The sequence below is a fragment of the Martinezella lusitana genome (assembly GCF_016901135.1).
Classification (GTDB): domain Bacteria; phylum Pseudomonadota; class Alphaproteobacteria; order Rhizobiales; family Rhizobiaceae; genus Rhizobium; species Rhizobium lusitanum_D.
In genome coordinates this window covers 222,789-240,995 of the sequence record NZ_JAFEVL010000048.1, presented here as the reverse complement: position 1 = coordinate 240,995, position 18,207 = coordinate 222,789, and the positions used below count along the sequence as shown (strand labels likewise).

General features: G+C 59.7%; 19 protein-coding genes. 13 read left to right on the top strand and 6 right to left on the bottom strand.

Annotation, left to right across the window (positions count from 1 at the left end; translation table 11 throughout):
• Positions 1 to 360 precede the first annotated feature (360 nt).
• From JTP94_RS21975 to JTP94_RS21955, 5 genes are all read left to right on the top strand, one after another.
• The gene (locus JTP94_RS21975) at positions 361 to 864 is read left to right on the top strand and encodes a GNAT family N-acetyltransferase (protein ID WP_204852579.1); all 504 of its coding nucleotides are present in this window, start codon (positions 361 to 363) and stop codon (positions 862 to 864) included.
• A 335-nt stretch (positions 865 to 1,199) separates the two neighbouring features.
• Positions 1,200 to 2,369: a septal ring lytic transglycosylase RlpA family protein gene (locus JTP94_RS21970; RefSeq protein ID WP_204852578.1), complete on the top strand. Its 1,170-nt coding sequence runs from the start codon at positions 1,200 to 1,202 to the stop codon at positions 2,367 to 2,369.
• A gap of 70 nt (positions 2,370 to 2,439) precedes the next feature.
• Positions 2,440 to 3,651, top strand: coding sequence for a D-alanyl-D-alanine carboxypeptidase family protein (locus JTP94_RS21965; RefSeq protein ID WP_204852577.1), 1,212 nt, complete (start codon positions 2,440 to 2,442; stop codon positions 3,649 to 3,651).
• A 152-nt stretch (positions 3,652 to 3,803) separates the two neighbouring features.
• On the top strand, positions 3,804 to 4,487 hold the full coding sequence (tmk, locus tag JTP94_RS21960) for a dTMP kinase (RefSeq protein WP_204852576.1): 684 nt from the start codon (positions 3,804 to 3,806) through the stop codon (positions 4,485 to 4,487).
• Positions 4,484 to 5,515 carry a DNA polymerase III subunit delta' gene (locus JTP94_RS21955; protein ID WP_204852575.1) on the top strand — a complete coding sequence of 344 codons (1,032 nt, stop codon included), beginning with the start codon at positions 4,484 to 4,486 and terminating at the stop codon, positions 5,513 to 5,515. The genes tmk and JTP94_RS21955 overlap by 4 nt, the downstream gene beginning before the upstream one ends.
• 77 nt (positions 5,516 to 5,592) lie before the next feature.
• On the opposite strand, the gene JTP94_RS21950 is transcribed toward JTP94_RS21955, so the two are convergent.
• Together JTP94_RS21950 and JTP94_RS21945 are read right to left on the bottom strand one after the other, a co-directional pair.
• The gene (locus JTP94_RS21950) at positions 5,593 to 6,225 is read right to left on the bottom strand and encodes a CatB-related O-acetyltransferase (protein WP_204852574.1); all 633 of its coding nucleotides are present in this window, start codon (positions 6,223 to 6,225) and stop codon (positions 5,593 to 5,595) included.
• Positions 6,226 to 6,467: 242 nt separating this feature from the next.
• Positions 6,468 to 7,274 carry a sulfite exporter TauE/SafE family protein gene (locus tag JTP94_RS21945; protein WP_409456622.1) on the bottom strand — a complete coding sequence of 269 codons (807 nt, stop codon included), beginning with the start codon at positions 7,272 to 7,274 and terminating at the stop codon, positions 6,468 to 6,470.
• A 244-nt stretch (positions 7,275 to 7,518) separates the two neighbouring features.
• On the opposite strand from JTP94_RS21945, the gene metG reads away from it, so the two are divergent.
• The 5 genes from metG (at position 7,519) to JTP94_RS21920 (ending at position 11,730) form a co-directional block, all read left to right on the top strand.
• Entirely contained in the window at positions 7,519 to 9,072 is a 1,554-nt protein-coding gene (metG, locus tag JTP94_RS21940) for a methionine--tRNA ligase (RefSeq protein WP_204852572.1), read from the top strand.
• 8 nt (positions 9,073 to 9,080) lie between these two features.
• Complete coding sequence (locus JTP94_RS21935) at positions 9,081 to 9,863, top strand: TatD family hydrolase (RefSeq protein WP_204852571.1); 783 nt, start codon at positions 9,081 to 9,083, stop codon at positions 9,861 to 9,863.
• A gap of 5 nt (positions 9,864 to 9,868) precedes the next feature.
• Positions 9,869 to 10,696 (top strand): MBL fold metallo-hydrolase, encoded by an 828-nt coding sequence (locus JTP94_RS21930; protein WP_204852570.1) that lies wholly within the window; start codon positions 9,869 to 9,871, stop codon positions 10,694 to 10,696.
• On the top strand, positions 10,693 to 11,184 hold the full coding sequence (locus tag JTP94_RS21925; protein ID WP_204852569.1) for a YbaK/EbsC family protein: 492 nt from the start codon (positions 10,693 to 10,695) through the stop codon (positions 11,182 to 11,184). The genes JTP94_RS21930 and JTP94_RS21925 overlap by 4 nt, the downstream gene beginning before the upstream one ends.
• A 66-nt stretch (positions 11,185 to 11,250) precedes the next feature.
• Positions 11,251 to 11,730, top strand: a complete 480-nt coding sequence (locus tag JTP94_RS21920) for an SRPBCC family protein (protein WP_204852568.1) — start codon at positions 11,251 to 11,253, stop codon at positions 11,728 to 11,730.
• A gap of 148 nt (positions 11,731 to 11,878) precedes the next feature.
• Here JTP94_RS21920 and JTP94_RS21915 read toward each other — a convergent pair whose 3' ends face one another.
• Positions 11,879 to 12,415, bottom strand: a complete 537-nt coding sequence (locus JTP94_RS21915; RefSeq protein WP_204852567.1) for a TetR/AcrR family transcriptional regulator — start codon at positions 12,413 to 12,415, stop codon at positions 11,879 to 11,881.
• A 119-nt stretch (positions 12,416 to 12,534) separates the two neighbouring features.
• Between JTP94_RS21915 and JTP94_RS21910 the strand changes: the two genes are divergently transcribed.
• Positions 12,535 to 12,918, top strand: a complete 384-nt coding sequence (locus tag JTP94_RS21910) for a nuclear transport factor 2 family protein (RefSeq protein WP_204852566.1) — start codon at positions 12,535 to 12,537, stop codon at positions 12,916 to 12,918.
• Between the two features lie 167 nt (positions 12,919 to 13,085).
• Here JTP94_RS21910 and JTP94_RS21905 read toward each other — a convergent pair whose 3' ends face one another.
• Together JTP94_RS21905 and JTP94_RS21900 are read right to left on the bottom strand one after the other, a co-directional pair.
• Complete coding sequence (locus tag JTP94_RS21905; RefSeq protein ID WP_204852565.1) at positions 13,086 to 13,937, bottom strand: D-alanyl-D-alanine carboxypeptidase family protein; 852 nt, start codon at positions 13,935 to 13,937, stop codon at positions 13,086 to 13,088.
• Positions 13,938 to 14,164: 227 nt separating this feature from the next.
• Positions 14,165 to 14,356, bottom strand: coding sequence for a DUF1127 domain-containing protein (locus JTP94_RS21900; RefSeq protein WP_246755246.1), 192 nt, complete (start codon positions 14,354 to 14,356; stop codon positions 14,165 to 14,167).
• A gap of 138 nt (positions 14,357 to 14,494) precedes the next feature.
• Here JTP94_RS21900 and JTP94_RS21895 point away from each other — a divergent pair, with 138 nt between their 5' ends.
• The gene (locus JTP94_RS21895) at positions 14,495 to 15,388 is read left to right on the top strand and encodes a LysR family transcriptional regulator (RefSeq protein ID WP_204852563.1); all 894 of its coding nucleotides are present in this window, start codon (positions 14,495 to 14,497) and stop codon (positions 15,386 to 15,388) included.
• 41 nt (positions 15,389 to 15,429) lie between these two features.
• Here the strand turns inward: JTP94_RS21895 and JTP94_RS21890 are convergent, their stop codons facing one another.
• On the bottom strand, positions 15,430 to 16,086 hold the full coding sequence (locus tag JTP94_RS21890) for a dihydrofolate reductase family protein (protein WP_204852562.1): 657 nt from the start codon (positions 16,084 to 16,086) through the stop codon (positions 15,430 to 15,432).
• Between the two features lie 229 nt (positions 16,087 to 16,315).
• Between JTP94_RS21890 and JTP94_RS21885 the strand changes: the two genes are divergently transcribed.
• Entirely contained in the window at positions 16,316 to 18,205 is a 1,890-nt protein-coding gene (locus tag JTP94_RS21885; RefSeq protein WP_204852561.1) for an ABC transporter ATP-binding protein, read from the top strand.
• Positions 18,206 to 18,207 lie beyond the last annotated feature (2 nt).

Sequence of the window (18,207 nt, the reverse complement as noted above, 5' to 3'; positions counted from 1 at the left end):
TTGTTCGTGGCTCGACACTCATCATTGACAAAAACTAAGCTTCACTTATTACTAGGGTGCTTCAGTCAGACTTGACCCCTGACCTGGCAAATGTGGCCTAGCCGTCTCCAGCGGCTAGGCCACTTCATTTCTACCGCCTTGAACATGCCGCACCCTTAGGTCGATGCTGTCGAATGGCCGTTCCCGTTCCACCCGCACACCGAGCCGTCAGGCGTACGATCGTCCGCACGGCAAATCCGGACAAGCTGCGTAACATCATGGACGGAGCTGCCCGCCGATTGTTGACGAAACAACGAGATGGATGCGAAACCTCGCGTGCCCAACTTGCCGGGGATGTGCTGACTATCGAGAGGAATGCCCATGCATCGTTTCCACATCCGTCGCCTGGATCGCGACGATGCATCCATTTTCAGGGACATTCGGCTGGAAGGGCTGGCGAGCCATCCAGAGGCCTTCGGCGCCTCCTATGAGGAGGAGCTGGAATACTCGGAAGCGCAGCTCGGCGACAGAATTGAAAGCAACGCCGTGTTCGGCGGCTTCGCGGATGACGGGACGCTCGCGGGTGTCATCGCCGTTGCCAGATCGCGAGGGGCGAAGATGCGTCACATCGCCTCGATCTGGGGAATGTATGTTCGGCTAGAAGCACGGGGAACCGGCCTGTCACGCCTGTTGATGGCTGCCGCCGTCGACGAAGCGAGAACCACATGCCGCTCCATACGGCTCAGCGTCGTGTCGTCCAATAGGGCAGCCATTCGCCTTTACGAATCTTTTGGTTTCAAAGCGTGGGCCATCGATACCGAGGCGCTGAAGGTCGGCGATGTCTATCACGATGAAACACTGATGCGCCTCGATACAGTTTCCTGAACTGGGCCTTCGCTTCTTATCAAAGGCATATCGTTGACGGCCACTATTTGCTCTGATCTGTCCCGATCCGGGACCGCTGATGAAGACAGAGGGAAGACCAGCTGTTCGAGCGGTTTGCCCCCTCGCATTGCACTTCAGGCAAATCCCATTTTACCGCGCATTAACCATGATTTTCGGAATTTCCCCAGTGCGCTCAATTTGCATCGCAAAAACGACAAACTCTAATCATGATTAAAGTACCGTTAGGTGATTGAGGCGTAGCTGGATACCGGAATGAGGGATGTATCGGTTATAGCAGACCTCCGTCAGAGTTGTTGAGTAGCGGCGTGGGACAGATGAAATTCGAAAATCGTGCGGTGACATACGCAACGGGTATGCGTTGGTTTGCTCTCTCACTGATGTGCGCAACCATCACTGCCTGCGGAACATCTCAGAAGGTTGCCTCGACGCGCCAGCACGGCAAGGAATATTTCTCCGAGAAGGAATATGGCGTAAAGGCCAGCCCGCGGGTTGTCGCCAACGGGCCCGTTCCCAAGGGCGGCGGCCGCTTCATGGTCGGCAATCCGTATCAGGTTAAGGGCAAGTGGTATTATCCCAAGGAAGACTACGGCTATAACAAGGTCGGTATCGCTTCCTGGTATGGCTCTGCGTTTCACGGCCGCTTGACCGCCAATGGCGAAGTTTACGACCAACAGTCGCTGACCGCTGCGCATCCGACTTTCCCGCTGCCCAGCTATGCGCGCGTCACCAATGTCGAAACCGGCTCCTCCATCATCGTTCGCGTCAACGATCGCGGCCCCTATCATCCCGGCCGCATCATCGATCTTTCCAACAAGACGGCGCAGTTGCTCGATCTCCAGCACAGCGGCACCGGCGATGTGCGCGTGCAATATGTCGGCCGCGCCCGCATGGACGGCCACGACGACCCCTATCTGATGGCCTCTTACATCCCCAAGGGTTCGCGCCTGCCAAGCATCAATCCCGGCGGCCAGATCGCAACGGGCGTGATGGTTGCCTCGAACGGCAGGATGACTGCCGACCAACTGCCGGATTCGGATAATGCCGTCCGCGCCGGCCGCCAGCAGCGCAGCTTCGATCCCGCGCCGGCGATCGCCCCCATTCCGCGCCAGTCTCCCTATTCGGCCACGGCTTTCGCCGGCTCGACGCCGAACACGGCTTATAACGGCAACAAACGCAACAATCCGCCGCCGATGACCTGGAACGGCGGCGCGATGCCGTCTGCCGAGCCTTCTGAGCCGGTTATGGTCGTTCTGCCGCTGATCGGACCTATCCCTTACGAACGGCCGGATTTCGCTCCGGGCATGGCAAGCATCAACGATCCGTCGATCGGTTCGATAGTCGCCGCCTATCAGAATGCCCCGGTCAAGATTGTCTATGTCGATCTTGCCTTCGACGCCGTCATGGTTCGCAACGACGGACTGACGCAGGAGTCGATCCTCTCGGCCTATCGCCGCCAGCATCAAGGCACGACGCAGGTTGATTGATCAGCGTCATTGCCTGAATCTTCACCCATCACTAAAATAATGGTGCCGGTGGTCGGATTGAGGGGACGGTATGCCAAAGCGCTTGATTCTTTTGTTCCTTTTTCTCCTGGGCATCGGCAATGTGGCAGCCATGGCGCAGCCGGCCGTTCCGGGCGCTTTCGATACGAAAGCCGCCCAGGCATTCATGATCGAGGCCTCTACAGGCACCATTCTCCTTGCGAAAAACGAGGATCAGCCGATTTCGCCGGCTTCGCTTGCGAAGCTCATGACGCTGGACGTCGTCTTCGATGCCATTGGGCGAGGGGAGATCTCGCTCGATACGGAATATCCCGTCTCGGAAAACGCCTGGCGAACGGGCGGCGCGCCATCGCGTGCGTCGACGATGTTCGCCGCGCTGAAGTCGCGCGTGCGGGTCGGCGACCTCATCCAGGGCGTCGCTGTGCAGCAGGCCAATGACGGCTGCATCGTTCTGGCGGAAGGGATTTCGGTCAGCGAGCGCGAGTTTGCCCGGCGCATGACGGCGCGTGCGCGTGAGCTCGGCATGACGCGGGCAGTCTTCACCAACTCCACCGGTTTGCCTGATGCGAACGACCCCAACGGCGGCGGCAAGGTCTCGCTGCGGGAACTGGTGGCCCTGGCGCAGGATCTCCAGCAGAAGCATCAGGATCTCTACAAATATTTCGGCCAGGCGGATTTCACCTGGAACAAGATCTACCAGCGCAACAAGAACCCGTTGCTGCTGCTCAATATCGGCGTCGACGGCCTTGGGCTGGGCTTTACCGAAGGCGAGGGCTTTTCGATCGTCGCCTCGGTGCAGCGCGACGGCCGCCGGCTGTTCCTGGCGCTTGGCGGCCTGAAGAACGACAAGGAGCGGACCGAAGAGACCCGCCGCGTGCTCGAATGGGGCCTCAGCAATTTCAAAAGCCAGCGCATTTTCGCCGACGGCGAAGTGATCGGCGATGCCAGCGTCTATGGCGGCGCGCAATCGACGGTGGGACTGCTGGCGAAGACGCCTGTCGATGTCTACGTGCCGGTCGACACGCCTGACCGTCTGTCCGCGCGAATCGTCTATCGCTGGCCGCTGACGGCACCCGTGGCCGGGGACTATGAAGCCGGGACGCTTCGTGTGTTCCTAGGCGCGCGGTTGGTGCGCGAATTGCCGCTTTACACAAAGGAATCAGTCGCTCAAGGCACGCTCAGCCGCCGCGCCTTCGATGCCTTCATGGAATTGACCGAATCCCTGCTATTCTCCTGGCTCTGGGACAAGCCTTTGCCGACCTGACGGGTTGCTCGGCTCGCGAAATCCCTGTTCACACCCCATATAGAATGGCAGGCGCCGATACATGCACGGTTCCACCCCGGCATGTCTTGGGTTAAACAAGATACGTATCGCATGCCGAGCGGACGGCAGGCGAAAAGTGCAGGACATGATCATTGGTTGATGCAAACGGATTATTCGTAAGCTTCGAAGGCGGGGAAGGGGCCGGGAAATCCACCCAGATCCGCCGGTTGGCCGAACGGTTGCGCGAGCTCGGCCATGACGTGCTGGTCACGCGCGAGCCGGGCGGCTCCCCAGGTGCCGAAGCCGTCCGCCATGTGCTGCTCTCCGGAGCCGCCGAGATGTTCGGCACGCGCATGGAGGCCATCCTCTTTGCCGCTGCGCGCAACGATCACGTCGAGGAAGTCATTCGCCCGGCGCTGGCACGCGGCACCGTCGTCCTTTGCGATCGTTTCATGGACTCGTCGCGCGTCTATCAGGGCGTGACCGGCAATCTCGAAGCCGACTATATCGAGGCGTTGCAAAGGGTTGCCGTCAATGGCGTCATTCCCGATTGCACGCTGATCCTCGACATTCCCGCCGAGATCGGGCTTGAGCGTGCGCGCAAGCGCGCCTCTGCCGTCACAGCGCCGGATCGCTTCGAAAAGGAAGAGATGCAGACCCATGAGAAACGCCGGGAGGCCTTTCTCGATATCGCCGCGCGCGAACCGGATCGCTGCCACGTCGTCGACGCGCAACGCTCGGAAGACGAGATCGCCGAGGACATCGCCGCGATCGTGGACAGGCGGCTCAGGCCTGCCGCCAGTATCGCTGCCGCAACATCGGAAGCGGCGCAATGAGCGAGGAACGGCCCGGCGTTCTCGACGGCGCGATCCCTCCACAGGACAATCCCAGGCTCTTCGGCCATGAGGAGGCGGAAGCCTTCCTGGCGCAATCCTATCGCTCCGGCAAGGGTCATCATGCCGTGCTGATCGAAGGACCTGAGGGGATCGGCAAGGCGACGCTGGCCTTCCGTTTCGCCAACCATGTCCTGTCCCACCCCGACCCGGCATCCGCGCCTGAGACGATCGCAGATCCCGATCTGTCCTCCGCCATCAGCCGGCAGATTTCCGGCGGCGCATCCCACAATCTGCTGCATCTTTCCCGTCCTATCGACGACAAGACCGGCAAGGTGAAATCCGCGATCACGGTGGACGAGGTGCGTCGCGCTGGAAAGTTCTTCTCGCAGACCTCCGGCACCGGCAACTGGCGGATCGTCATCATCGATCCGGCCGACGATCTCAACCGCAACGCCGCCAACGCCATCCTGAAAATTCTCGAGGAGCCGCCGAAGCGTGCGCTGTTCCTCGTCTTGTCGCATGCGCCGGGCAGGCTTCTACCGACGATCCGTTCGCGCTGCCTGCCATTGAAGCTCGCGCCGCTCGGAGACGAGGCTTTGCGCCTGGCGCTGAAAAATCTCGGCGTGCCAGCCGGGAAGGGGAGTGAATTGCTCCCGGCAGCCAAGGGCAGCGTCAGCGAGGCGCTGAAGCTTCTGAATTACGGCGGCGGAGACATCATCGACGCCTATCGGCAGGTTCTCTCCACGGAAGGACCGGCAGCACGCAAGGCGATGCACCGCCTCGCCGATGCGCTTTCGGGCAAGGACAGCGACACGATCTTCGGCTTCTTCGTATCCCATATCGGCGACGATATCGCCGAACGTGCAAGGGCCGCCGCACTTGGCGGATATATTGGCACGGCGGAGAGGCTGGCCCGTCTCCATTCGGAAACGACCGAACGGCTCAACGTGTCGCAAGCCTACAATCTCGATCGCAAGCAGACGCTCATCACCGTGCTCGGCGAGCTTAAGCAGCAGCTTTCGGCATAGATCGATTACGCAATTCCGGACGGAAAACCGCCTGCGGCCCGAAGCGGACGCCGTAAACACCCGAGGTTGCTCGGCACTCAAGCCATCCTGAGGGCAGCCAGGTCACCATCACTCAGGGACGACAGGTTGGCTTCAATTTTGTCTATCGGCCAATCCCACCAAGCAATATCAAGAAGTTCGTTGATGACCTCGCTGGGATAACGCATTCGAATGATGGTTGCCGGGTTTCCTCCAACGACCGCGTAAGGTGGAACGTGGCTAGCAACGACCGAAGCCGCGGCGACGATCGCGCCTGCGCCAATCTGCACACCCGGCATGATAGCTGCGTTATGGCCGATCCAGACGTCGTGGCCGACGATTGTGTCCTTCACCGGCAAGTCTTTGTAGCCGAAGGTCTCAGGCTTGAATATGCGGAAAGGATAAACGGTGAAGCCGGTCATGGGATGATTGGCCGAACTGGTGATAAAGTAACTTCCCCGAGCGATCTGCACAAATTTGCCAATTATCAACCGCTCGCGAACGCCGCGGCCAAGGTAGGGTGCCAGTATCTGGGCAGTATCTTCTGGTCTTCCAGAATGGGTGTAATAACTGAACTCGCCTATTTCCATGCGAGGATGGTCAATAACGTTCTTCAGGTAGACCGTATCACGATAGAGGGTGCCATCGGGCAAAGTAATTGGATGGATTGCATCGGCGTCGAGAAGCGGCACGAGAAACCTTTTCTATGAGTTCGCCAGCGTGATTTCACATGGGTGAGGCTACTTCCGCAGAGCAATGAAATCCATCGCGCTACGCAAAAGCTTTCATGAATAATTTAAATGACGATGTTCTCGATACCGACGATATCGGCTAACGACCGCAACGTCCGCGCCGGCGCAATGCGGCCTATCCGGCAACCGAACCTAGTTCGGTGGCATCTACTACATAGTTCCGCACTTATCTTGGAATTGCCTTAGGGAAAGATCAGCTTCCAGGCGACGACGGTCAGCGTGACGGCGAGGATGATGCGCACGGAGCGCTCGTGCAGGCGCGGCGCCAGCAGGCTGCCGGCGACGATGCCGGGGATCGATCCGACGAGCAGCGCGAACAGCATGGTCCAGTTGATCTCGCCGATGAACCAGTATCCCATGCCGCCGATCAGGGTCAGCGGTACCGCATGCACGATGTCAGAGCCGACGATCTCGCGGACATCCGTTTGGGGATAGAGCACCAGCAGCACGGTGACACCAAGCGCGCCGGCACCGACCGATGTCATGGTGACGAGTATTCCGAGCATGAGGCCGAGAGTGACGGTCAGCAAGGCTATGGTACGCGGCGTGAGCGTGCCGCGCTCGCCTCGCCACTTCCGTATGGCGTCCAGTATCTGGCCGCGGAAGATCAGCATGAGCGCCGTCAGCAGAAGAAGACAGCCGAGAGACAGGGTGATGGTATGGGCCACGGCGGGGCTCTCGCGATTGACGCCGGCCATGATCCAGAGCATGGCCAGTGCTGCCGGGACGCTGCCCGAGGCCAGCAGGCCAACCACTCTCCAATTGACGCGTCCATGCATGCCGTGGACGGCGGTTCCCGCCGTCTTGGTAATTGCGGCATAGAGCAGGTCAGTGCCAACGGCGGTAGCCGGATGCACGCCAAATAGCAGCACCAGCAACGGTGTCATCAGCGATCCGCCGCCAACACCGGTAATGCCGACCAGCATGCCGACGAAGAAGCCGGAAAAGGAATAGAGCGGTTGAAAGGAAGTGACCAAACTCAAAACCACGGCCCTTTGAAGCCGTTGGATAGGTTGCTAAAAAAATCAATGAAATTCACGATGATCTCTGTCCTGCGCTTTGGTTCCTCGAAGGGGTAAAGCCGGGGCGGGACCCTGTCAATCAAGGCACGCTCCTTGAGTCCCGAATGCTGCGCGCGCGAAACTTGGTGTTTCGCTCCCGGCAAACATGCGCTAAAGCGAGCGGAGCCAAGAATAACAGAGACGCAACCGTAAAAGCGGATCCCTGCCTGACATGACCGAAAAGACCCCGTTCTACATCACCACCGCAATCGCCTATCCCAACGGCAAGCCGCATATCGGCCATGCCTATGAGCTGATTGCCACCGATGCCCTGGCGCGATTCCAGCGCCTGGATGGGCTCGACGTGTTCTTCCTGACGGGTACGGATGAGCATGGCCAGAAGATGCAGCAGACGGCGCGCGCCGAGGGCCTGACGCCGCAGGCGCTCGCCAACCGCAATTCCGATGAATTCCAGGCGATGGGCAAGCTGCTGAACGCGTCCAACGATGATTTCATCCGCACGACCCAGCCGCGGCACCACGAGACATCGCAGAACATCTGGAACCTGATGGCCGATGCCGGCGACATCTACAAGGATTCCTACGCCGGCTGGTATTCGGTTCGCGACGAGGCCTACTATCAGGAAAACGAAACCGAGCTGCGCGCCGACGGCGTGCGCTACGGGCCTCAGGGCACGCCGGTCGAATGGGTTCAGGAGGAAAGCTATTTCTTCAAGCTCTCCGAATACCAGGACCGATTGCTGAAGCTCTATGAGGAAAACCCCGACTTCATCGGTCCGGCAGAGCGCCGCAACGAGGTGATTTCCTTCGTTAAATCGGGCCTCAAGGATCTATCGGTCTCACGCACGACGTTCGACTGGGGCATCAAGGTGCCGAACGATCCGGCGCACGTCATGTATGTCTGGGTCGATGCGCTGACGAACTACATCACCGCGACCGGCTACATCGAGGACCGCAACAATCCGCGGGCGAAATACTGGCCGGCCGACGTGCATATCATCGGCAAGGACATCATCCGCTTCCACGCCGTCTACTGGCCGGCTTTCCTGATGTCGGCGAAGCTGCCGCTGCCGAAGCGCGTCTATGCCCATGGCTTCCTGCTCAACAAGGGCGAGAAGATGTCGAAATCGCTCGGCAACGTCGTCGATCCGGTCAACCTCGTGAACCATTTCGGTCTCGACCAGGTGCGCTATTTCTTCCTGCGCGAAGTCTCCTTCGGCCAGGACGGAAGCTACAGCGAAGAAGCCATCGGCACGCGCATCAATTCCGATCTCGCCAACGGCATCGGCAATCTCGCCAGCCGCTCGCTGTCGATGATCGTCAAGAACTGCGACGGGGAGATCCCCGAATGCGGCCCGCTGACCGAAGAGGACAAAGCGCTGCTGGCACAGGCCGACGCGCTGCTGGCCTCCACGCGCGAGGATATGGGCAAGCAGCTCATCCACCGCGCATTGGCCTCCATCATCGCAGTCGTTTCTGAGACGGACCGCTATTTCGCGAGCCAGGAGCCCTGGGCTCTGAAGAAGACCGACCCGGCCCGCATGGCGACCGTGCTCTATGTCACGGCGGATGTCGTGCGCCAGATCGGCATTCTGTTGCAGCCGTTCATGCCGGAATCGGCGGCCAAGCTGCTGGAACTGATCGCCATTCCCTCAGACAAGCGTGATTTCGCAGCACTCGGCGCGGCAGGCCGCCTCGTTGCCGGAACGCCGCTGGAAGCCCCTAAGCCGGTCTTCCCGCGCTACATCGCACCGACCGTCGAATAAGGTTTTCCATGCTGATCGATACGCATTGTCACCTGGATTTCGCCGACTTCGCCGAGGAACGTGACGCGATCGTCGCGCGCGCCCATGAAGTCGGCGTGAAGCAGATGGTCACGATCTCGACCAGGGTTCGGAAGCTTGATGGGCTGATAGCGCTCACCGAGCGCTATCCGTCCGTTTTCTGTTCGGTCGGTACGCATCCGAACAGCGCCGATCAGGAACTTGATATCCAGACCGAGGATCTCGTGCGGCTGGCAAACCAGCACGAGAAGATCGTCGCGATCGGCGAGGCGGGGCTCGACTATTTCTACGACACCGTCAAGCCGGACGACCAGAAGACCGGCTTCCTGCGCCATATCGCGGCTGCCCGCGAAACTCAGCTGCCGCTTGTCATTCACAGCCGCAGCGCCGACGACGACATGGCCGCGATCCTGACGGAGGAAACAGGGAAGGGGGCCTTCCCCTTCATTCTGCATTGCTTCTCGGCAGGCCTCGCCCTCGCCCGCACGGGCGTCGAGCTTGGCGGCTATATCTCCTTTTCCGGCATTCTGACCTTCCCGAAGTCGGAAGAGCTGCGCGACATCGCCAAGACGATCCCGCATGATCGGCTGCTCGTCGAGACCGACGCGCCGTATCTCGCGCCGAAGCGCTGGCGCGGCAAGCGCAACGAGCCGTCTTATGTCGTCAACACGGCCGAGGTATTGGCGGAGACGATCGGCGTCAGCATGGACGAGATCGCCGAAATCACCACGGCGAACGCCTTCCGCTGCTTCTCGAAGATGACAAGGGTCTGACAAGCGTGACATACCGGCGGCGCTTCACCATATTGGGCTGTTCATCGTCGCCGGGTGTACCGCGCATCACCGGCGACTGGGGTGCCTGCGATCCGAGGAATGCAAAGAACCGCCGCACGCGCGCGGCTTTTCTCGTCGAACAGATCGCACCGGATGGCGGCATCACGACCGTCGTCATCGATACGGGTCCGGATTTCCGCGAGCAGATGATCCACGCCGGCGTCAGCTCCGTTGATGCCGTGCTTTATACGCACGCCCATGCCGACCACATTCACGGCATCGACGATCTGCGCGGCTTCTTCCATAATTCCCACGAGCGTATCCCGATCTATGCCGACCCGCCGACCATGGATCGCATTCGCGAAGGCTTCCGCTATTGCCTGGAAACGCCGCCCGGCAGCAGCTATCCGCCGATCGTCCGGCCGATCCTGATAGAAAGCCTCGACAGGAGCTTCACGATCGAAGGGGCGGGCGGTCCGATCCGCTTCTGGCCGCACAAGCAGCTGCACGGCGATATCCACTCGCTCGGCTTTCGCATCGGCAAGCTTGCTTATTGCAGCGATATCAGTGACTTTCCGGCGGAATCTGTCGAAAGAGTTCAGGATCTGGACGTCCTCATCATCGATGCCCTGCAATATCGGTTTCATCCGAGCCATCTGTCGTTGGAGCAATCGCTCGCCTGGATCGAACGGCTGCGGCCGAAGCATGCTATCTTGACCCATATGCATACGCCGCTCGATTATGAAACCGTGCTGGCGGAAACGCCCGATCATGTCGAGCCGGCTTACGATCAGATGCAGATCGAGCTCGACGTGGAGGATGACGATCTATGAGCGAAGACAGCAGAAAGCTTTCAAGCCTGGAACGCGTCGAGCTTGCGGCGCGCAATCTAGGTCTGGATATTTCGATCAAGCGCATGGACCATTCGACACGGACGGCAGAAGAGGCCGCCAAGGCGGCCGGATGCGCCGTCGGTCAGATCGTCAAGTCGCTGGTCTTCGTCAATGCCGATACGCACGAGCTGACGCTGCTTCTCGTCTCCGGCGCACACAATGCCGATACGGCCTATATCGCGGCATCCTACGGGATTCGCCTGAAACGGGCCGATATCGACCGCGTTCGCGACGAAACCGGCTTTGCCATCGGCGGCGTCGGTCCCATCGGTCATCTCGTCGAGCTGCCTGTCTACATCGACGAGAGCCTTTTGGCTTATGATCAGGTCTGGTGTGCAGCCGGACGGCCGGACAGCATATTTGCCTGCAATCCGAAGCTGCTCGCCGAGAAGATCGCGGCAAAGGTGATCCGCATCAAGGCAAGCTGAGTGTGATGCGATCGTCATCGTCAAGGCGTGCGGATCGCTTTGGCGCTGCACAGCGAGGAGGACGCAATGAGCGAGGCTTCGGGCAAGAAGAGAACCGATACGGGCTCGAGAGTGATCCACGCTTCGCCGCACGCGATCTTTCAGGCGTTCGTCGATCCAACCGCCTTGGTCTCCTGGCTTCCGCCGCAAGGCATGACGGGACAGATCCATGCATTCGAGCCTCGTGAAGGCGGAAGCTATCGGCTGGCGCTCACATATGATGCGCCGGATCATGCGACATACGGCAAGACATCCGAGCATACCGACATCGTTTCCGGCCGGTTCCTGGAAATCATTCCTGACGTCCGCATCGTCCAGGCGGTGGATTTTCAATCAGACGATCCGGCATTTGCGGGAACGATGGTCATGACCTGGTCCTTGGACGTCGTTCCATCCGGTACGAAGGTAACCATAATTTGCGAAGACGTGCCGCACGGCATCAGCAAGGAAGACCACGACGAGGGACTGAAATCGACTCTCGGAAACCTTGCCAAGTATTTGGAATAGCTAAGATATATATCGGTTCCCGTCATAAGCCTATACGAGATTTAGTTCCATAATCTATCTTATCTGATGTTTGTTTGCGCCCGTGTACGTTCTATTTCCAAGTGCGATATGCCAACGATTTCAATGGTTTCGCTTTGGAGATTTCGGATCATGGCCCCTCGCGATGAAATCCCTCCAGGGCGGCGTCGTAGACCGCGAGATCGTCGAGGGCAATCGCCTGCATCATCGCTCCTTGCAGGAGTGCAGTAAGACGAAATGCCTTGCGAGAAGGTTCTCCGACATCGGCGCAGACGAGAGCTTGGCATAGCCATTCATTGCAAGCCAGAAAGTAATGCCGTGTTGCAGCAACGACGAGAGACGGCAGACTATGTATTTCGGTCGCCAAAACACCACAAAGGCACATGCCGTCCCCGCGGGCCAACCCTGCGCGGAAAGTTGCCCGCATGCCGTCAAGCTTGACTGTCAATTCCCGGTCGTCCTCGGGGTTGCCGATCGCCGCGAGCACTCTCGCTTCGTAGCGGGCGACCATCGCTGCACCTAATTCCGCTTTGGTCGCAAAATGATAGTATACACTCGCGCTCTTGATCCCGACATCGCTGGCTATCTCTCGAAAACTGCAGCCATGGTAGCCGCCCACTCTCATGCGAGCCTCCGCGGACTTCAGGATAGCCTCGCGAACGTCCATTCTATTGCTCCGTACCTGTTTCCTTCCCTGTCATAAGGTAGGTGCTTGACTCAATCAATGACAGTCCGCTAGTTTGTCTACCTGTCGGCAGGCAGGCAATTACGCAAGGAGATAAGTCCATGGAAACCAACAGGCAGATCGCACTGCGTGTCTTGACTGGCGCCTTCATCGATCGCGACCCTAGCATCGTCGCGCAATATTTCGCGCCCAACTATATCCAGCATAATCCCTCGATCCCGGACGGCCCGGCAGCTATTCCTGGTCTCATCGCCAGCCTTGGCAAGGACTTTTCCTATGAACCCGGCATGGTCGTCACCGAAGGCGATCTTGTGATGGTGCATGGACGCTATGTGGGGTGGGGTCCAAAGCCGATGGTTGCAGTCGATATCTTCCGCCTGGCCGATGGCAAGGTGGCCGAGCATTGGGACGTAATGCAGGAAGAAGTGCCCGCCTCTGCCACCGCGAGCGGCAATCCGATGTTCTCCATGCCGGAGGCCAAGTAAACAGTGGAAGACAAAGGCGGCCGCTCCAGCACAGATCGTGCTTGCCGCTCATCCTCCCGTACCCGTGTCCGGTTTCACCGAACGAACAAGCCACCTCAATCCGCCGCCGACGACGAAATGATCATCGGGGGCAGAAACCGGTCTGAGTTCGACTTTAGACGCGAAGATCAGTTCGCCAAGGTCTGCTTGGCGGTACCAACAGATACCGTGGCTGTGGGAGCCACCGGCGGATAGGTGTCCAAAAGGCTTGCCATCTTGTCATCGCGAATCCGCGCGGTCTTTTCGCCCATCACGACACCGACGACGCGGCGGCCGTTCTTCGTCGCAGATGTCACGAGATTGTAGCCGGAAGCATCGGTATAGCCGGTCTTGATGCCATCGGCGCCGGCATAGCGATACATCAGATTGTTATGGCCGCGCAGTTTCATGCCGCGGAATTTTATGCCGCGCATCGAGAAGAGCTTGAACTCCTCCGGAAAGTCCCGCATCAGCGCAACGCCGAGCGTTGCCAGGTCGCGAGCTGTCGTCACCTGCTCCGGATCCGGCAGGCCGGAGGCATTCTTGAAGACGGTGTTGCTCATGCCGAGCTGATGCGCCTTTCCGGTCATCATCTTGCCGAAACTATCCTCGGAGCCGCCGAGCTGCTCCCCGATCGCAACGGCTGCGTCATTGGCCGAGAGGACGACGATACCCTCGACCGCTTCGCGCACGGTGACCTTGTGGCCGACGCCGACTGCCAGTTTGAAGGGCTCCTTGCTTTCGGCATTCTCCGACATGGTCAAATTTTGATCCCACTTCAGGCGGCCGTCATGCAGCGCTTCGAAGGCAAGATAGAGCGTCATCATCTTCGTGAGCGAAGCCGGATAGTTCAGCTCATCCTGGTTCGATGCCTCCAGCGTCTGGCCACTCTTCACATCCACGAGGTAGCTCGCCTGCCCGGCCTCTGCCGTCGAAATGGTGCCGAGAAGGAATGCGGATGAGATCGCCGTGGCGAGGAGCAAGGAGGACGTCTTGAACATGAATGTCTGCAGTCTCTGTGATTGACGGGCTGGCGGGCAACCGGGGGAACTGTCGGTTTTCGAAGGCGATAGATCGGGCAAATCTGTGGCGGAAAAAAGAACGGTGCCACAAAAAACGGGTTATCCGCCTCGCTCAGATATCGCTGGTAGGCCCCTCCTCCGTCGAACAACCTGCAACGTACTGCTGTTCAAAGTTTCCGGCCATCGGCTCGGGCCTCTTCGACCGTCTAACCCCAGAACCACGACTTGTTGACTTCGGCGCGCGCTTCCGCGGGTGTCACGCCGATGTCCCGAAGCTGGTCATCGGTCAGATCGCGCAGATTGCTTCTTGTCTCTCGCTTTTCGAGATAGGACAAAAGCGCTGCCAGTGCAGGCCGCAGGAATCCCGGCTTTCGTCTGTCCTTGTCCACGTTCGGCATCGCTGCCGTCGATCTTTCGATATCAATTGTCATCTGCATATTTCCCAAGCTCATCTCATCGGACATGGCTTAGGATGCACTGGCACATGCCGCGAAGGAAGCTTATGGTCTTAATGCAATCCATAAGGAATCCTTCTGATGCTCAATCTGGATCAACTCGCCGCCTTTGTCAGCGTCGTCGATCTCGGCAGCTTCACGGCTGCTGCCGACAAGGTCGGGCTGACGCAGCCCGCCGTCAGCTTGCAGGTGAAGCTTCTGGAACAGCGCCTCGGCGTGCGGCTGATCGAGCGTGTGGGACGGCGGGCACAGCCGTCTCCCGCCGGACTTGAGCTCCTTCCCCAAGCGCGCCGTATCATCGAAGCCTGCTCCATGGCAGAAGAGGCGATGACGCCTTTTCGCGAGGGATCGGTCGGCCGCGTGCGGATCGGCAGCGGCGGCACGGCATCGATCCATCTGCTACCGCGGGCCATCGCCATAGCCAAGAAGCGCATGCCTGATCTCGAAATCATCGTCCGTATCGGCAATATTGACGAGATTCTGCGCGATCTCGAAACCAATGCGTTGGACCTGGCAGTGGTAGCCCTGCCCGCGACCGGCCGTTCGCTCGAGGTCGAACCGTTCGATGATGACGAGCTTTTGGCTGTGGGGCCAAAGGGAAGCGTCATACCGGAAGGCGGGCCGGATGTGGAATTCATGAAAGACAAGACGCTACTGCTTTACGAAGGCGGAAACACGCGTCGCGCCACGAACGAATGGTTCGCGGCGGCTGGGGTTCGCCCTGAGCCGGCCATGGAGTTCGGAAGCGTCGAGGCCATCAAGGAGCTGGTCGCCGCCGGCCTCGGATGGTCCATCCTTCCGGATATGGCGCTGAGGCGGGACAAGTCGGACCTGCTGGTCACCTCGCCGCTCAAGCCGAGGCTCGTTCGGCAACTCGGCATAGTGTTGCGTCGGGACAAGCATCTCACAAAGGGTCTTCGCGAAATCATGAAATCCCTTCGCGAACTCCGAAGCGGTCGGGAGCACGAAGCCTAGTCTCGATCGGAGACACCTCTTCGAGCTCCCCGCCTCTACGGTCATTTCAGCCTGTTACGCCGCTCGATCTCCTCGTCGGACGGATCCGGCAAGGCGAACGAGCCCGTCTTCACCGAGCCGGCCGGCTGATAGGTCGCCATGATGACCCCGGTCGGAGAGATTTGGGTGCGCAGGAGCTTCATTGCCGCAGGCACGGCACCGTCACCGAAGAGCTTCTTGCCGCCGCCAAGCACAAGCGGAAAGGTCAGCAGGCTGAATTCGTCGATAAGCCCGTTGCGAAGCAAGGTCTGGATGAGGTTGCTGCTGCCCTGGATCAGCAGGTCCGGCCCCTCGCCCGCCTTCAATTGCTTGATCGCTGCAACGACATCGCTACCGAGCGATCGGCTGTTGTTCCAATCCAGTTTGCCGCTTCCGCGCGTCGCGACATATTTGGTGATCTTGTTGAACTGCTTGGCGATGGGATCGTCGTCGCCGACATGCGGCCAATGGGCGGCGAAAATATCGTAAGTCTTGCGTCCGAGCAGCAGGTCGAACGGCTTGTCGAAAACCTCGAAAAGCGCCTTGCCCGTGGCTTCGTCGAAATAATGAAATGTCCAGCCGCCATGCTTGAAACCGCCGGTCGGATCCTCTTGCGGGCCGCCGGGTGCCTGCATGACGCCGTCAAGGCTGATGAATGTCGCTGCTATGACCTTGCGCATGATGTCCTCCGTGCTTCTGGGGTCGTGCCCAAAGGACGTCTCGCCGATTATCGCTCCGACATCGCCTCGAAAATTTTTCGAACACGCAATCTAACGTTCGCGCGGTACTTGTGACCAATTGACTCTTGAACGTCGCCACGGAATCGGCGAAATTCATCCTATCAATATTTCCCCTGAGATACGAACCCGACTCCGGGCCCGCCTCGTTCGAAAATACCTGGATAAAAGCGTGAGCAGCGATTCATCAAGAAGCGCCGCGAAGTCCTTGGCTTCGCGTGCGCATGTCAATGCGGCCGGTTGGGGGCAAGGTCTCTCGACGATCGTGCGGATCACCCATATGACGCTGCGCCATCCATGGCAGACAAGCTTCGCCATTGGGGCAACTTTTGTAGCTGCAACGTTGCAGTTGATGATACCGCGCCTGCTCGGCCACGCAGTCGACCAGACGCAGACGGCGATCGCCGGTGGCGCTGCGGGCCAGATCGCCGAGAATGCTTTGATGACGACCGCCCTGCTCCTGCTCACGGTCAGCATCCTGCGCGGCCTGTTCACGATGGTGCAGAACTACTACAGCGAGGCCGTCGGTCATCATATGGGCTACGAGCTCAGGCTCGCCTGCTACGAAAAGATCCAGCAGCTCTCCTTCAGCTTCCACGACAAGATGCATTCTGGCGATCTCATCACCGTCGGGCTGCTCGATCTGGAAGGGGTGCGCATGTATTTCTCCACCGCGCTGGTGCGCATGCTGCTGCTGAGCATGCTGATCGGCGTCGGCGCCTACATGCTGCTGTCGACGGATGTGGTGCTCGGCCTGCTGGCCTTGAGCTTCGTGCCCTTCGTGGCGTGGCGCTCCTCTGTCACCCAGCTGAGATTGCGCTCGACATGGCTCGACCTGCAGGAACGCCTCTCGGTACTCACACGCGTGATGGAAGAGAATCTCGGCGGCATCCGCGTTGTCCGCGCTTTCGCAGCCCAGATGCACGAAATTGCGAAGTTCGACCGGGCGTCGCATAGCGCTTTGTCCCTCGCCCACAAGCGTGTCGGCATCCGCGTCATCAATACCAGCGCGATGAACCTCTCCTTTTTCATCGCCATGGGTCTCGTGCTCTGGATGGGCGGTCTGAAGGTGATCGCGGGTGAGATCAGCGTCGGCACCCTCGCCTCCTTCCTGACCTTCATGACCATCCTGCAGATGCCGGTGCGCCAGCTCGGGCTGATGGTCAATGCCTTCGCCCGCGCCTCGACCTGCGGCTCGCGCCTCTTTGCGCTGCTCGATCTCGATATCGCCATCAAGGACGCGCCGGACGCAAAGCCGCTTGCGGTAATGGAGGGTGTGCTGCGCTTCGAGAATGTCGGCTTCAGCTATCCGGGTCCGGAAAAGCGGCCGGTGCTGAAGAATATCAGTTTCGAGGCAAGACGCGGCGAAACGATCGGCATCGTCGGCCCGCCTGGCAGCGGCAAATCCACCATCGCGCATCTCATCCCGCGCTTCTACGACATCACCTCTGGCCGGATCACCATCGACGGCCAGGATATCCGCAAGGCGACGCTGCAATCCTTGCGACAGAATGTTGCCGTCGTGCAGCAAGATTCCTTTCTGTTCACGACGAGTATCGAGAACAACATTGCCTATGGCGACCCCTGGGCCAAGGAGGTCCGCATCGAGCGTGCGGCCGAGTCGGCGCAGCTGCACAACTACATTCTCGGCCTGCCGGCCGGCTACACCACTGTCGTCGGCGAGCGCGGCGTGTCGCTTTCCGGCGGCCAGCGCCAGCGCCTGACGATCGCACGCACGCTGATGCTGAAACCGGCTGTCATGGTGTTCGACGATTCCACGGCCGCGATCGATGCGGCGACGGAACAGCGCATCCGCAGCGCCATGAAGCGCTTTGCCCGCGACAGGGTGACGCTGGTTGTCGCTCACAGGCTGAGCTCGCTGATGCATGCCGACCAGATCCTGTTCATCGAGGATGGCGAGATCGTCGAGCGCGGGACCCATGAGCAGCTGTTGGCCGCGGGAGGGCGGTACAAGGCGCTTTACGATCTGCAGGTTCGCCCGGAGGACGATGTCGCCAAGACATCCGGCGGCAGGCTCGCAAGAGCGAAAGGGGAGGTCTGACA